The sequence below is a fragment of the Pseudomonas sp. G2-4 genome (assembly GCF_030064125.1).
Classification (GTDB): domain Bacteria; phylum Pseudomonadota; class Gammaproteobacteria; order Pseudomonadales; family Pseudomonadaceae; genus Aquipseudomonas.
This window is the reverse complement of the sequence record NZ_CP125957.1, coordinates 2481099-2496330: the sequence shown is the minus strand read 5'-3', so window position 1 is coordinate 2496330 and position 15232 is coordinate 2481099. Positions and strand designations below refer to the sequence as shown.

At 61.9% G+C, this 15232-nt stretch carries 15 protein-coding genes and 1 pseudogene; 1 reads left to right on the top strand and 15 read right to left on the bottom strand.

Annotated features, from left to right (window positions below):
• Positions 1 to 45 precede the first annotated feature (45 nt).
• Entirely contained in the window at positions 46 to 849 is an 804-nt protein-coding gene (locus tag QNH97_RS11335; RefSeq protein ID WP_283556886.1) for a helix-turn-helix transcriptional regulator, read from the top strand.
• Here QNH97_RS11335 and QNH97_RS11330 read toward each other — a convergent pair.
• The 15 genes and pseudogenes from QNH97_RS11330 to trpC all read right to left on the bottom strand — a co-directional run bounded on the left by QNH97_RS11330 (position 831) and on the right by trpC (position 15127).
• On the bottom strand, positions 831 to 2123 hold the full coding sequence (locus tag QNH97_RS11330) for a nucleotide sugar dehydrogenase (protein ID WP_283556885.1): 1293 nt from the start codon (positions 2121 to 2123) through the stop codon (positions 831 to 833). The two genes, QNH97_RS11335 and QNH97_RS11330, sit on opposite strands and share 19 nt — an antisense overlap.
• A 29-nt stretch (positions 2124 to 2152) precedes the next feature.
• Entirely contained in the window at positions 2153 to 3184 is a 1032-nt protein-coding gene (gene trpD / locus QNH97_RS11325; protein ID WP_283556884.1) for an anthranilate phosphoribosyltransferase, read from the bottom strand.
• Positions 3185 to 3248: 64 nt separating this feature from the next.
• Entirely contained in the window at positions 3249 to 3875 is a 627-nt protein-coding gene (locus tag QNH97_RS11320) for a phosphoribosylanthranilate isomerase (protein WP_283556883.1), read from the bottom strand.
• Positions 3872 to 4660, bottom strand: a complete 789-nt coding sequence (trpA, locus tag QNH97_RS11315) for a tryptophan synthase subunit alpha (RefSeq protein WP_283556882.1) — start codon at positions 4658 to 4660, stop codon at positions 3872 to 3874. Before trpA ends, QNH97_RS11320 begins: the two co-directional genes overlap by 4 nt.
• Positions 4657 to 5868 carry a tryptophan synthase subunit beta gene (trpB, locus tag QNH97_RS11310; protein WP_283557466.1) on the bottom strand — a complete coding sequence of 404 codons (1212 nt, stop codon included), beginning with the start codon at positions 5866 to 5868 and terminating at the stop codon, positions 4657 to 4659. Before trpB ends, trpA begins: the two co-directional genes overlap by 4 nt.
• 132 nt (positions 5869 to 6000) lie before the next feature.
• A pseudogene (locus QNH97_RS11305) lies at positions 6001 to 6453 on the bottom strand (phenylalanine--tRNA ligase beta subunit-related protein); the annotation flags it as partial.
• Between the two features lie 68 nt (positions 6454 to 6521).
• Positions 6522 to 6938: a DUF6917 domain-containing protein gene (locus QNH97_RS11300; protein ID WP_283556881.1), complete on the bottom strand. Its 417-nt coding sequence runs from the start codon at positions 6936 to 6938 to the stop codon at positions 6522 to 6524.
• Positions 6928 to 7845 carry a Gfo/Idh/MocA family protein gene (locus QNH97_RS11295; RefSeq protein WP_283556880.1) on the bottom strand — a complete coding sequence of 306 codons (918 nt, stop codon included), beginning with the start codon at positions 7843 to 7845 and terminating at the stop codon, positions 6928 to 6930. The genes QNH97_RS11300 and QNH97_RS11295 overlap by 11 nt, the downstream gene beginning before the upstream one ends.
• Positions 7842 to 8927, bottom strand: coding sequence for an Ldh family oxidoreductase (locus tag QNH97_RS11290; RefSeq protein WP_283556879.1), 1086 nt, complete (start codon positions 8925 to 8927; stop codon positions 7842 to 7844). Before QNH97_RS11290 ends, QNH97_RS11295 begins: the two co-directional genes overlap by 4 nt.
• 6 nt (positions 8928 to 8933) lie before the next feature.
• The gene (locus QNH97_RS11285) at positions 8934 to 10208 is read right to left on the bottom strand and encodes a M20/M25/M40 family metallo-hydrolase (RefSeq protein WP_283556878.1); all 1275 of its coding nucleotides are present in this window, start codon (positions 10206 to 10208) and stop codon (positions 8934 to 8936) included.
• Positions 10192 to 11061 carry a sugar phosphate isomerase/epimerase family protein gene (locus QNH97_RS11280; RefSeq protein WP_283556877.1) on the bottom strand — a complete coding sequence of 290 codons (870 nt, stop codon included), beginning with the start codon at positions 11059 to 11061 and terminating at the stop codon, positions 10192 to 10194. The genes QNH97_RS11285 and QNH97_RS11280 overlap by 17 nt, the downstream gene beginning before the upstream one ends.
• A complete protein-coding gene (locus QNH97_RS11275; RefSeq protein WP_283556876.1) occupies positions 11045 to 12160 on the bottom strand; it encodes a DegT/DnrJ/EryC1/StrS family aminotransferase in 1116 nt (371 codons plus the stop codon). Before QNH97_RS11275 ends, QNH97_RS11280 begins: the two co-directional genes overlap by 17 nt.
• Complete coding sequence (locus QNH97_RS11270) at positions 12157 to 13290, bottom strand: DegT/DnrJ/EryC1/StrS family aminotransferase (protein WP_283556875.1); 1134 nt, start codon at positions 13288 to 13290, stop codon at positions 12157 to 12159. The genes QNH97_RS11275 and QNH97_RS11270 overlap by 4 nt, the downstream gene beginning before the upstream one ends.
• The gene (locus tag QNH97_RS11265) at positions 13287 to 14342 is read right to left on the bottom strand and encodes a Gfo/Idh/MocA family oxidoreductase (RefSeq protein ID WP_283556874.1); all 1056 of its coding nucleotides are present in this window, start codon (positions 14340 to 14342) and stop codon (positions 13287 to 13289) included. Before QNH97_RS11265 ends, QNH97_RS11270 begins: the two co-directional genes overlap by 4 nt.
• Positions 14339 to 15127, bottom strand: coding sequence for an indole-3-glycerol phosphate synthase TrpC (trpC, locus tag QNH97_RS11260; protein ID WP_283556873.1), 789 nt, complete (start codon positions 15125 to 15127; stop codon positions 14339 to 14341). Before trpC ends, QNH97_RS11265 begins: the two co-directional genes overlap by 4 nt.
• Positions 15128 to 15232: the final 105 nt, after the last annotated feature.

Sequence of the window (15232 nt, the reverse complement as noted above, 5' to 3'; positions counted from 1 at the left end):
GTGCTCCGGCTGTTTCATTCCCGCTATAACAAGAGCGACTCGTTTATGGACAAACTCAACTCCCCCGTCTGCGGCCGGACCCAGGCCGGGCGTACCGCACCGCTGACCGCCTTCATGAGTCTGGCCAAAGATGCCAACCGTTGCGATTGGGAGCGCCTGGTCAACAAAGTGCTGCGCCAACTCGGCTTCGGCAGCTACCTCATCAGCCTGGGACCGGCAGCACCAAGGGACACCGACCCTCTCGCTGGCCTCATCACCACCTTTCCCAAACGTTGGCTGGAACACTATCGCGGTGACGGGCTGATCGAGATCGACCCGATACTCAGACACTGTCGACGCGAACTGCTGCCTTTTTTCTGGGACAGCGAGCGCAGGCGTGCCCGTGGACGCTCCCGGCACTTCTGGCAGCAACGCGAGCAACACGGCCTGCGCAGCGGCCTGAGCATCCCGCTGCGCTACGAGATGCTCAGGGGAACACTAAGTGTGGCTTTCGATGACACCCAGATCACCGAGCGAGAAGGGTTTTCCAACCCCGCCGTCTATCAATTATTCATGCTCATCCCCTACCTGCTCGCCGGGATGCGCCATCAGTTGCAGAGTCCAGTAGCCCAGCCCCGCCAGAACCTCACGCCCAAAGAGTTGGACTGCCTGTATTGGGCCAGCGCCGGCAAGACCACCTGGGAGATCAGCCACATCCTGACCTGTTCCGAACGCACCATCGACTTCCACCTGCTCAATGCCCGACGCAAACTCGGTTCGGTGAGTCGCCAGCAGGCCGTCAGTGCTGCGGTGGCCTGCGGGCTCGTCACGCCGACGGTTGAACCAGCGGTCTACAGACGCCAGAAATGATAACCCTCGGCCTCGTAGGACTCCCGATCCAGGACAGCCTTGACATCAATCACACAGGCCCCGGGCAATAACTTGGTGCGCATTTGCTGCAATGAGGTGCGCCGATAGGCCTCATGCGGCACAGCCACGATCATCGCATCGCCTGCGGGCAGCTGTTCCCAACTGCTCAATGCGCAGTCGTACTCACGCATGACCGTCGCTGCGTCGGCCAGCGGGTCATGCACATGGACGTTGACGCCATAGGCTCGCAACTCGACGATGATGTCGTGAACCTTCGAATTGCGTACATCCGCGCAGTTTTCCTTGAATGTGATCCCCAGCACATTGATCGTCGAGCCCTTCACCACACGGTTGGCGGCGATCAGCAGCTTGATGGTTTTCTCGACGATCCACTTGCCCATGCCATCGTTGATCCGTCGCCCGGCAAGGATCACCTGGGGATGGTAGCCATGGGACTCGGCCTTGTAGGTGAGGTAATAGGGATCGACGCCAATGCAGTGACCGCCTACCAGCCCTGGCTTGAAATCAAGGAAATTCCACTTGGTGTTCGCCGCTTCCAGCACCTGGCAAGTGTCGATCTTCAGTTCCGAGAAGATCAGCGATAACTCATTCATCAGGGCGATGTTCAGGTCGCGCTGGGTATTCTCGATGACCTTGGCCGCCTCGGCCACTTTGATCGAAGGCGCACGATGCACCCCCGGCCGGACAATCAGCTCGTACAACGCGGCCACGGTCTGCAAGCTCTGCGGACTGTCGCCGGACACGACTTTGACAATATCGCAAAGCGTGTGGGTACGATCGCCGGGATTGATTCGCTCAGGCGAGTAGCCGACAGTGAAGCCCTCTTTCCACACCAGCCCCGAAGCCTCCTGCAAGGCGGGAATGCACCGTTCCTCGGTCGCGCCCGGGTAAACGGTCGACTCGTAGATGACCAATGCCCCGGGTTTCATGTTCCGCCCCACCGCTTCACTGGCTCGTATCAAGGGTGACAAATCAGGTTGATTCGCCGCATCCACAGGTGTGGGGACCGCGACGATGATAATGTCAGCGCAGCGCAGCGCCGCCGGATCGCTCGTATAGGTGAGCAAGTGCGCCTGCTGCATCTGCTCCTCGCCAAGCTCCCCGGATGGATCTATGGCATCGCGTAATTGATCGATACTGTGCTGGCAGATATCGAAGCCTATGGTCGGCAAGCGCTTGCCGAACTCAACCGCCAGAGGAAGCCCGACATAGCCCAGCCCCACCACCGCGACAGTCCCAAAAATCTGTTCCATCCTTCGCTCCTTGAAACCCGGCTGTGCCTTCAATTTCGCAATCCACGGGTAAATGACAACAACGATTCATAGGTTTGCATGGCCTTTCCGCTGTCCAGAATGCCGGTCGCCAGCTCCAGCCCCTGGGCGATACTCTCGACCCTGTCGCCCAGGTAGAGCGCCGCGGCACTGTTGAGCAGGACAATGTCGCGTGGAGCACCCTTCCGGCCCGCGAGCACTTCCAGGCATAACGCCCGGGCCTGGTCGATGCTGCTGACCTGCAGGGTTGCCAGATCACACACCTTCATTCCGAAATCGCTGGGGTGGAGGTGGTACTGGCGTATGTCGCCATCCCAGAGCTCAGCGACCAGCGTGCTACCGGATAGGGAAATCTCGTCCAAGCCATCCTCGCCGTGGACCACCAGCGCCCGCTCGCTGCCCAGTGCCCTGAGTACCTGCGCCATGATCGGCACCAGCTCGGCGCTGAACACACCCAGCAACTGCCTGCTCGCCGCGGCGGGGTTGGTCAGCGGGCCGATGACATTGAAAATCGTGCGGATGGCCAGTTCACTGCGGACCCGCGTCAAGCCCGGCAGAGCCGGTCGATGGGCTGGCGAGAACATGAATCCAATTCCCACTCGTTCCAGGCACGTAGCGATCTGTGCGGGCGTCAATTGCAAATCCAGGCCCAGCGCTTCCAGTACATCGGCGCTGCCACAGGTCGAGCTGACACTGCGGTTGCCATGCTTGGCCACCCGCACACCCGCCGCAGCCACCACAAAGCTGGCGGTGGTCGACACGTTGAACGTGGCCCGCGCGTCCCCTCCTGTTCCGCACAGGTCCACCAGCGGCCCCGCCACCGAATGCCGGACCGGAATCAGAAATTCACGTACCACGCGGGCGACACACTCGATCGCCTGGGCCTCCAAGCCCTTCACTTGCAAAGCCACCAGCAGCGCAGCGATCAACGAGTCCGGCAGCTGTCCCTGCATCAATGCGCGAAAGGCGCTTTGCAACTGATGCGCCTCGACCGGCTCCCCCTGGCTGTACCGTGCAACCACTCCACGCACATTCTGCGGCATTGTTTTCCCTCACCTGTTAGCTGGGCTGATCCCGCCTGTTGGCAGGCCACGGCGGCTGCCGTCATTACTGATTGCTGCTGCGTTGCGCGCGTCGCACTTGCCCGAAGGCGATCCGGGCATTTCGACAGAACGCGTCAATAGCCTGGGGCGACTTGCAACCTGGCGACGACTCCACCCCCGAGGACACATCCACGGCTGCGGGCTCGAGTGCTTCGATCAACGCTGCGACACTGTTGACCGTCAAACCGCCCGCGATCATCGCCTCCGGGTAGCGCGTGGCCGGCCAAGGATGCGCAATCCCGTGGCCGGCCCCTGCATCGACCAGTGGCAGCGCCGAGGCCCTTCGATCGCGGCGGTAATCCGACGGCATCACACGACGGATCAAAGGCCGTCCCAGTTGCTCCCAACAACGCCCCTGCTCCTGGCCATGCAACTGCACCAGATCCAGGTCCAGGGCCTGGGTGGTTTTGTAGACCTGGCTATACGGCTGATTCATGAACACGCCCACTACCCTGGCCTGGTCACCGATCAGGTCACGCAAGACCGTTGCCTGTTTGAGCGACAGTTCGCGCTTTGAACCAGGCACCAGTACCAGGCCGATCAAATCGACACGGGCTTGCAGGCAAGCCTGGATATCTTCCGGTGTCCGTACCCCGCACACCTTGATCGTTCCCTGCTGCCAGCCATTCATCGCCGGCCCCCGGCCTTGAAACCAGCGAGATAGTGGTGGGCCTGCGTAGCGGCTTCGACTGGGTCGGCCAGCCGGCGTGCCAAAGCGCTGCCAATGATCACGCCCTCCGCCAGCTGCCACATGACTCGGGCCTGCTCGGGGGTGCCGATGCCGAAACCAACCGCCAAAGGCAAGTCAGTAAATCGCCGTACCCGCTCCACGAACGGACCGATGTCGGCCAATTGGTCGCGCTCACCAGTCGTGCCCAGCACCGACACCAGATAGATGAACCCCTTGGCGTGTCTGGCAATCGTGCGCAGGCGCTCATCGCTAAGGTTCGGTGTCATCAGAAAGATCTGATACAAACCTTGCGCCTCCAGGGCGGCACGCAACTCACCACTGGCCTCGACCGGCATGTCCGGGACAATCACTGCACTGATGCCCGCCTCGGCCGCCTGCGCGGCGAACCGCTCGTAACCATGGTTAAGCAGAAGATTCGTATAGGTCATCACCACCAGCGCGGGCGCCTGGTCGTCCTGGGGAAGTCCGGCGATCTGCTTCAATGCCAACGTCATGGTCATGCCATTGGCAATCGCTGCGTGGCTGGTCTGTTGGATCACCGGACCATCGGCGACCGGATCGGAGAAAGGCACACCCAGCTCGATGACATCCGCACCAGCATTACGTGCGGCCTGTACCAGCTCCGGCAGACTGTCCAGTGCCGGATAGCCGACCGTCAGGTAAGGCATCAGGGCCTTTTCGCCTCTTTGCGCGAGATCGGCGAAACAGCTGTCGATACGGTTCATTGGGGGACTTCCTCCGCACTCGTGAGCTGGGCAATGGTTTGCATGTCCTTGTCGCCACGCCCGCTGAGGTTGATGATGATTCGCGCGCCCTGGGGCAGTTGCCGCGCGACTTTGATGGCGCCGGCCAATGCATGAGCGCTTTCCAGGGCCGGGATGATGCCTTCACAGCGCGATAACAGCTGGAGTGCTTGCAGCGCCTCGTCATCGCTGGCCCAGAGATAATTGGCGCGGCCGCTGTCACGCAACTGGGCATGCTCAGGCCCGACCATCGGGTAATCCAGTCCGGGCGCGATGCTGTGGGTTTCACCTATCTGCCCATTGGCGTCCTGCAGGACGTAGGAGCGACACCCTTGCAAGACCCCGGAGCGGCTCTGTCCGCCCTGGCCGAAACGGATCGAATGATTGCCACTGCTTTCGCCCTGGCCGGCGGCCTCGACACCGAACAACTGCACGTCAGGTTCCTCAATGAAGGCCGAAAACAACCCGATGGCGTTCGATCCCCCTCCGACACATGCCACCAGCGCATCCGGGAGTGCTCCGTCCTCAAGCGCGGCGAACTGCTGCCTGGCCTCGTCGCCGATGACGCTCTGGAAATAGCGGACGATGGCCGGGTAAGGGTGCGGGCCCAACGCCGATCCCAGCAGGTAATAGGTCGTGTCGGCATTGGCCACCCAGTCGCGCAGGGCGTCGTTGATCGCGTCCTTGAGGGTCTGGGTGCCGCCAGTGGCCGCCACTACCCGCGCGCCCATCAACCGTATGCGTTGTACGTTCAGCGCCTGGCGTTGCATGTCACGCAAGCCCATGTAGATCACGCATTCGATCCCCAGCAAGGCACAGGCCGCAGCAGTCGCCACGCCATGTTGGCCTGCGCCTGTTTCTGCGATCACGCGGCGTTTACCCATCATCTGCGCCAGCAGCGCCTGACCCAGGGCATTGTTGATCTTGTGGGCGCCGGTATGGGCCAGGTCTTCGCGTTTGAGGTAGGTTTTCACCCCAATTTCCCGGGAGAAGTTCTCCACCAACGTCAAGGGAGTAGCCCGCCCCACATAGTGTTTGAGCAAGCTGCGATAACGTTGCTGGAACGCTGCACTGGCGATGATTTGCTGATAACGCTCGGTCAGTTCGCTGACCGGAGGCGAGAGTGTTTCAGCGATGAAACACCCACCATGGTCATCGAACCAAGGACCTTGCCCTGCCAGGGCTTCCAGCGCTGGCGAACGCCCACCTCCCAGGCGTTGCGCGACAAGTTGCAGGGCTGCCCTGACTGGGGTGCTGTCGAGTGGCGGCAATACGCACCCTAGCAACAGCAGGTCAGAGGTGCTGTCGCAGGTAGCGGTATGGACCGTGTCTCGAATGGAAAACAGCGACAAGACTTTCTTTGAGTCACGCAGCACCAACAGGCCAGCCGGCAGCGGCTCGCGTCCTTGGCCGCCAACGGGCTCGTACGACTCGTCCTCACCAGAGAGGTCCAGCAGCACCGGTCCCTCGATCCCTGCGGCATCAAATGCCCCCAACGAAGTCATGGTGGAGACCGCCACCCAATTGACCGTATCGACCACCCCATTTATGCGCGGCAACCGCGCCTGGGCCCGGCCAAATGCACGGTGGATGAAGTTGGCGACCGAAGGCAGGTGCTTGCGCGGATTAATGCCCGCACGTTGGTAGTAGTTCGCATACGGCGCAATCGATGGGTGGGTCAGCAAGGCATCCTTGTCCACGCCAGCCCATGCTGCGCGGTTGGCCGACCAGTCAAGCCCTGCCCCATCGACGCTTCCCACGCCAGGCAGGCGCATTGCCAGGACCCTGGCGCCTGGAAACTGCACGCGCGCCGCTGCCGATACATCGATCTCGAATATCTCGTTCATTGCTCTTCCTCGAAGTGCAGGTAACTGCCTAAGCCGCAATCCCGGAGGGTGCCACCGGTCAGCAGGTCGTCCGCCGCTATCAGGATGTTGTAGTGATTGGGAAAGTGGCATTCGTCAAAGCCAATGACCTGACCAATGCAGGTGTCGCCCAGCAACACCCGATCACCGCGCTCGATGACCCCGGCCTGCTGGATTTCGACGAAGCCGATGAAGCCGACCCGCTCAATCCGGTCGCCCGGCTCGGCCCCTGCCTGGTCGGTCGTCACCACTTCGTGCAACTCGCCGCGCCGCACACAACGGGAGCGGTGCTCGATCAACGTCATGCCACGTGCTTGCTGAGTGTGATAGAGCAGCTTCACCAGCCTAGCCTCGAGCCTGGCCTTGGACGGCTGACGGGGCTGTTCAGCGAGCATCGCGGGCCTCCATGGCATAGGTAGCGCGCACCAGCCGCACCGCATCGACACCAATCGAACCGTCTTCGACCATGCCTTGGATGCTCCTGGCGAGATGGGCGATGACGCCCTCGTATTCGTGATAGAGGGACGTCTTGAAACCCACGCTGTCCTTGAGCAGGTCGACGATGACTTGGCGTCCGTCGGCGTAGTCGATCACCAGGTCTTTCTGTTCGCCGTGGGCATAGTCCCAACTCAGTTCAACGCTCGCCTCAAGCCCGACCGCGTTGGTCAGCGTGACCAACGCCTCCATGTCGATCCCCAACGCATTTCGACGAACCTGCGCCCCAGTGACCTCGAATCGGCCAAGCACAAAGCTCAGCGTGTCGTAGACATTCGGACCATTGTCGGCAATGCAGCCGCCACCACAGGAGGCACTGTCCAAATACCAGGTGTCATGGCCGGCATGATCCTCGATGCGCTCGTGGTAACGCGCCCGAACATGCACCGCATCATTGAACAGTCCTTGCTTCACGGCATTGAGCAGGTGGGTGTTGTAGCGTCGGTGAAAGGCCGTGAGCAGCGTCAGGTTCAAGCGGCGGGCCATGTCGCGCAACTGCTCGGCCTGGTCCAGTTCGAGGGTCAATGGCTTCTCGCAGCACACATGCTTGCCCGCCTCCAAGGCAGCCACGCAAGCGGTGAAATGAAGATGGTTGGGCAGGTTGATAATCACCGCGTCGAGGTCCGGGTCGGCGAGCAAGGTGGTGTAATCGGTATGGCAACGCACATCCGTCGCCGCGAATGGCGCCAGCCGTTCGGGCGCCTTGTCGCACACCGCCATCAGCTGGCACAGGGTGCTGTCTTGCAGCGCCTTGAGGTAGTAGTGGGAGATCACTCCCATGCCGATGATGCCAAGCCTTATGGTCATGCCACTGTCCTCGTGATTCGGGAAATACCGAGTTGTCCCGCGATGCTGTCGAGCTGCTCCAACAGTGCGGCATCGACGGGAATGCCCTGTGCCAGGCGTTCTGTACGCACCCTCAGGTCAGGCGCGCCGGGATAGCTCAGCGGGTCGAACGCCGGATGCACAGGCGCCTGCGTGATGTATTGGAGCAATCGGTCCATCGACGAGCGGAAACCTTCGCCAGCACCAAAGGCTTCGGGGGACAGGGCCAGGAAGAAGTGGCCGATGCTATTGCGCCCCGGGTTGCCAAGGTCCGCACCGGTCTGGGCACCACTGAGCACCCCACACAGGATCTCGACCATCATCCCAAGGCCCAAGCCCTTGTGTCCGCCCTGCTCCGCGTAAGCCCCGCCGAGCATCGGCAACATCGCGCTGCCGTCCAGGTACGCTCCAGGATCGCTAACCTCGCGGCCTTCGGCATCGTGAAGCCAGCCGGTGGGAATGGTTTGCTGGCGTCGAATGGCCTGTTTGATCTTGCCGCTGGCGCAGACCGTCGTGCTCATGTCCAACAGGAATGGCGCTGGCATAGCAGCCACCGGAGCCGCCAGGCTGATCGGGTTCGTCCCCATCAAGGGCGCCATACTGCCCAGCGGATGAGCGACGGGCTCACGACCCAGGTTGGTCATGGCCATGCCGATCATGCCGTGTTCCAGGGCCATGCTGGCGTAGAAACCTGCCGCGCCGAAGTGCGAACTGTTGCGCACCACCGCACAGCCAATCCCAAAGTCCCGGGCCTTGTCGATGGCCCGTTCCATGGCCTGCTGTCCCGCCAACAGTCCCAGCCCGCCGTCGGCATCAAGGGTGGCGCAGGCCCCTTGGTCGCTGATCCACTGGCCGCTGGCGGCCAGGTTGATTTCACCGCTCCGGGCACCGGCGATATAGACATTGACCAGGTTGGCGATGCCATGGGTATCGTGGCCGTTCAGATCGGCATGCAATAACACGGGCGCCGCCTTCTGGGCCTGGGATGCGGTGAACCCGGCTGCCTTAAGGGCAGCCACAGTGAACCCATGCAGCTCGTTGGCTGCAATGCAGAAGAAATCCATAGCGTTTTATCCTTGCTTGAGAGTGTTTGCGATCGGCTCGGCAAAGCGGCGTAGCAGCCGCTTTACATCAACTGCAAAGGTGTCCAGGTCATTGATCGAAACGTATTCACGGCAGGTGTGCGCACCGTTGTCGGCCAGTGAGCCCGGCCCCCAGACGACGCTGTAGGCGCCGTCGCCCTGAGCCCACATCGCATCGCAGGTGAAGGCCTGTTCGGCATCCGGGTTCGGCACGATGCCGGCCTCGCCCAACAGGCGCTGCAAGGCCACATGGTGGTTGTTCAGGACCGGCAAGCCGTGCTTGAGCCAACGAGCGCTGCAGGTGGTGCGCAGGCGTTCGACAGTCATGAGGAATGGCGGGCTTTGGGCGAAACGTGAGCCGCACTGCTGCAACGCCTGGTCGAACGCTTGCTCGACCAACACTTCGGCATCGCGCGCCTGAGCGGCGCTGCGATAGGCAAAATTGAAGAGACAGTGCCCGTTACCGTAAACCCGGTTGTGGTGCATGCCGGTATGCAGACCGGCCAGGGTCATCTTCACCTGCAGCGCGTGCAACGGCTCTGCCAACTGGGTAGCCATGGCCTGAGCGATGAAACCCAGAACCAGCGAAGCATTGTCGCCCTGTTGCGGAAAGTCGTCGGTCGAATCCCTGCCGTCCATCCGTACTTCGTACGTCATCGAGGTGGTAGAGGCATCGAAGTAACCGGGGCCTGTCGGCTCCACGAAGATGTTCAGGCAGCCCAGGTAGCCTTGCTCGCACAGGTAGCGGGTCCCATAGACGCCCATGGCGCCCCCTTCTTCACCGGCGACCACTTGGATCAGCACGCGGATATCGTCCAGCACCTGCGGCTCTTGCATCTGCAAGGCCTCCAGCGCTGCCAGCACCGCCAGGCCTGGCCCCTTATTGTCCACCGCACCGCGGCCCTGTACGCAGCCGTCGACTACCTGCACAGGCAGATGAGGTGACACAGTGTCCATGTGGAAATTGAACATGACCGTACGTTCCCGTGGTCCGTTACCGATCTCCAGGACGCTATGGGGCTGCCAAGCCAGGAACTGCGGCGCCTCGTTCATCCGGCGCTGCACCGACACCGGCACTCGCGCCTCATCGGGCAAGGCACCAGGACCGTTGAACACCTCGCGCATGCCCACTGTCTGCGCCCACTGGGCGAAGAGCGTATTGGCCTGCGCGATGCACGAGGGCTGGCCGGTCTCCATCGGGGTCACCGTGTCGATGCACAGCAGTTGCTCAAGCCGGTCTACGTATTTATCCGTGAACAGCATGTTTCGCCTCCTGGCAGGATCGCAGCAGGTCCCGTGCATGCCCGGCATAGGCCTGATAGGTCTGCCGTTGTCGATGCGGATCCGTGGCCGACTGTCTGAGGTGCGGGATCAGGCACAGGTGCGGCTCGATCGAAAACCAGCCGTTGTAACCCTTGTCCAGCAGCAGATTGATGCAGTCTTTGGCCCGCACCTGGCCTTCCCCGGGGAAGGTGTAGTGCACTTCGTCCACTTCCCGGCAGCCATCCTTAAGATGCACATGCGCCACGTGCGGGAGAACTTGGCGCAGGAACGACAAGGCGTCATAGCCATAACTCAGGCCATTGCCGATATCGAACAACAGCTTCAAGTGATCCGAGCCAACGGCATCGAGCAACTGCAGGGTCTGCTCGGCGCCCTGGCCGGCCCATCCGGCACAGTTCTCGTGTATCAGCACGACGTCGGCGTCTTCGGCCACTTCCACCAGACGCTTGAATCGCTCAATGACCGCATGCCGCCAGCGGGCCTCTTCCCAGCCACAATTGGGGTAGGACATGACTCGGATCATCCGCGTCCCCAGGCGCCCGGCCATCTGTAACAGGCATTGCAATTCGGCCCGGTCAGTCTGCCAGTCGGTATCGATCCTGCTGCCCCAATTGCCGATCTGTGAGGCCAGGACCACCACGTCCATGGGCTGTGCGAGCAGCGAATCGCACATCGATACGCGTGATCGTTCCGACAGGTTGGCCAGCGGCACGCTGTCGACACTGCGCAGCTCGAGATGTCGCCAGCCCAGTTCAGCGTGGCACGCCACCTGCTCGGCCAAGGACGCGCAGCCTTCATCGGCGATTCCCGTGAGCTTAAATGACCTCGGCATGGCTGAACTCCTTCAACGCCTCGATGACGCGCGAGACCTGCCCGTCGCTCATGCCGGAGCACAGGGGCAATGCCAGGCATTGCTTGCCCAGCAGACGCGCATTGGGGTAGTGCGCCGGCCCTGCGGACCATTGGACAAACGCCGGCTGCTCAGGCAAGGGCACAGGAAAATGCACGCGGGTCTGGATACCGCGCGCGGTGAGATGCCTGGCCAGCCGCTCACGCTCTGCACTGCGCACGACATAGGCGTGAGGGGAGAAATCCGGGGTACCGCGATGCTGGCCGAGCAACACGCCGTCGCTGGCTTCGATGGCTTCGTCGTAGGCCTTTGCAATGGCCTGCTTGCGGGCCAGGTGCAAGTCGTTTTCCCGCAACCGGGCCTGCAGCCAGGCGGCATTGGTCTCATCCATGCGGCTGTTGTATCCCAAGCGCTGGTGGTAGAAACGCCGACGGCCGTCCTGCCCATGATTGCGCAGCATCCGGACGGCTCCCGCCACCTGGTCGTCGTCAGTAATCACCGCGCCACCATCGCCGATACCGCCCAAGGGTTTGGCCGCAAAGAATGAGTACACGCCAATGTCACCGAGTGTGCCGGCATGACGGCCGCGCAGGCGCGCCCCGAATGCGGTGGCACTGTCCTCGAGAATCAGGACATCCTCGGGCAATGCCTCACGCAACGCATCAATGTCAGCCAGGCCGCTGAACAGGTGGGCGACCAATACCGCCCGCGTCCGGGGGGTCAAGGCGCGGACGACGGCCTCGGCCTCGAGCACGCCGCTGTGGGGGGCAACGTCCACGAATATCGGTGTAGCACCCGCCTGCACAATGGATGAGGCGGCCGATACGTAGCAAAAAGCAGGTGTTATGACCTCATCTCCCGGCCCAATACCGGATGCAATCAGCGACAGGGTCAGGCCGGAGGTCGCAGAACTTACACAGACAGCGTGGCGCGCACCGACCTTGGCCGCCAGGGCTTGCTCGAAATCCTGAACCTGCTGCTTGAGAATGAAATCGCCTTGTTGGACCCGGGCAGCGAGAATCTCGAGTATCTGTGTCTGCGCATTGGGATAACGGCGTTGGAAATCCTGGTACTTGATCATGACTGGGCTCCGGCAGCGGCATAGAACTCGGTGATCGCCTGGCACACGCTGGCAATATCTGACGCAGTCAGATCGGCATAGAGAGGAAGGCCCAACGCCCGGGTCGCGGCCCGCTCGGCGACCGGAAAGCGACCCTCGGCATGGGTTGGCCCGGCGCACACCGGCTGCAGGTGCAGCGGCAGCGGGTAGTAGGCCTCGACGCCAATCCCGCGCGCAGCGAGATGCTCGGCCAGGCCGTCACGGTTCTGCGCCTCGATCAGGTAGACATAGTCGACGCATCGCTGGCGCGCTGTCCGAGGCAACGTGACCGGCACCTGCAGGTATTCACCCAAGGGCCCCAGGTGCAAATCGTAGGCATCGCGAAGCGCGGCACGTCGTTCGATCTCCTGGTCCAGCTCGGGCAAGCGCGCCCTCAGCCATAGGGCCTGCAGGTCGTCCATTCGGCTGTTGTAGCCCAGGCACTGCGCCAGGCCGCTGGCATCACGGCCATTGTCGAGGATCTGTCGCACCCGCCTGGCCAGGTCCGCATCGCGGGTCAGGACCATTCCGGCATCGCCGAGCGCACCCAAGGTCTTGGTGGGGAAGAACGACAGTACGCCAAGGTCCCCGATCAGCCCGGCATGCCTGTCGTTCCAGCGCATTCCGATTCCTTCGGCGCTGTCCTCGACAACCTTCAGCCCATGTCGGCAGGCGATGTCCATCAACGCGTCCATTTCGGCCATTTGCCTGAACAGATGGACTGGCATGATGGCTCGGGTACGCCGGGTGATGCAGGCTTCGATCAGGGAGCAGTCAATTGCGTAGCTGCCAGGTTCGATATCGACGAACACCGGCGTCGCCCCCACTTGCAGGATGCAGGAGACCGAAGCGAAGAAGCTGTAGCAAGGCACGATGACTTCATCACCCGGGCCGATGCCCAACGCCATCAGACAGATGATCAGCGAATCGGTAGCGTTGCCGGTAGCGATAGCATGGGGCGCGCCGGTATAAGTGGCGATAGCCTGCTCAAAAGCCCGCACCTGTTGGTCATTGACCCAGCCGGACTGTCGATGAAACTCCGCCAGCCCCTCCTCCAGCAGCGGCAAGGCGCGGGTGAATCCTTCGGTGATCTGGAAAAACGGAACACTCATCGAACGGCCTCCTTGGCCATATGCATATTGATCGACGCCAATGCGCTGGCAGATGCAACGCCGCGGGCCTGCTCCAGCAGTTCGACAACCTGCTGGTTGAACGCCACCGTGCCGCTGCGAGGCATATCGCCGCCGTAACCCTGCAGGTGGTTCCGGAAATAGCGGTAGTACTCGCCCACACAGGTGGTCAGGGGCTCGTCAGCGAAGATCTGGTGAGCGCTACTGCCACTGTGCTCGGTGTCGCATCTGAGCTGTGCGTAGCTGTCGTCGGCACCTACGGGGAAAAAGCCTTCGCAGCATTCGCCACTTTCCAGTTGCAGGCGCACACTGCGTTGGCGGATCGGACTGGCAAGATCCGATTCGAGCAGCACCTCGATGCCCTGCTCATCGTGCCAGCCGATGCTGCCCGCCTTCATGGCCTGGCGCAGCTTGCCTTCGACGCGCAGATCTTCGGTGTGCGCGTGAAACCCGGACGCCGGAGCACCGGCGAACAGCAACGCCAGGCTGACTTGATGCGGCATTTCAATGTCGAACAGGTGTTCGCCATGGCGGGTGAAAGAGCGCGAAAAGCGAGGCTTGTCATGGATGATGTGCACACTGCGAAGCGGCTGTTCACTGGCTTCCAGCCACCGGGTGAGCCGTGGAATCAACTGACTGTGGCCCCACACCGAAACCACCAGAATCTGCGCATCATATTGTTGCTCCATGGAACGCAGTGCCTGGGCCTCGGCCAGGTTCATCACCATGGGTTTCTCAATGATGATGTATCTGAAACCGGCCATAAGCGCCTCGTGCACATGACGCAAGTGCAGGGCAGGTGGCGTACAGATGTGCACGACACCTACCCTGCCCTGCAGTGCCGACGCCTCGGGTAGACAGCGCTGCATCACCAGGCCATCGACCAACCCACCGCCCAGCTCAGGGTCCACGACCGTGATGGTGGTCTCGACATCGGGCAGGCAGCCCTGCCGATGCAATGAGCGCAGGCTGGCCAGATGCAGGTTTCTCCCGCAGTGACCGAAGCCGAGGATGATTGAGCGCAGCATCGTCATACAGCCTCATCCGCGCCCAGCAGCCGACGGCTCTCCAGGCAAGGGTCAGCAGCTGTTAGCAGACGTTCCCCCACCAGCGCGGCGGCAAAGCCGATGCGTTCTACCAACTGCATGTCCTGATGACCGGCAACACCGCTTTCCGCCACGGCGATAACCGAAGCAGGCAGACACTCGAACAATTGGGCGGAGCGGTCGAAGTCGACCTTGAAGGTATCGAGGTCGCGATTGTTGATACCTACTATCGACGCGTCGACCGATAGCGCCTGGTCGATGTCCGCCTCGTTAAAAGTCTCCACCAATACATCCAGCCCCAGCTGGTTCGCCAAGGCATGCAACCTCGCAAGGCTGCCGGGCGGCAGGCAGCGGACGATCATCAACACCGCGTCGGCGCCCAGTGCCCGCGCCTCGTAGACTTGGTACTCATCGACGATGAAGTCCTTGTACATCACCGGCAAGGTGATTTGAGGATGGTTGGCCAGCATGCCAACGACATGGGGCGCATTACCAAAGAACCGACTGTCGGCGATAACCGACAGGGCACTGGCGCCCCCGGCCTGGTACGCCATCGCCAACTGGAGTGGATCATAGTCAGCACGCAGCACGCCCTTGGACGGCGAACGGTACTTGGCTTCGGCAATGAGCGAGATTCCCTCGCCTGCCAAGGCACCGGCAAAGTGACGGGGCGCTCGTGCGTCACGAATCCGCTTGAGCAGGGCATCGATACCATGCGCCTGCTTGCGTTGAGCCGTTTCCTGGACTTTGTATCTGACAATCTCTTCGAGCATGGAACGACCACCATCAATGAGTTTGGGATAACGCCGGTAACAAGGCTGCAGAGAAGCAGTGAGCGGTTCCTCTGCCAGCCGGCGAGGAGCAAACCTAATGGCCGT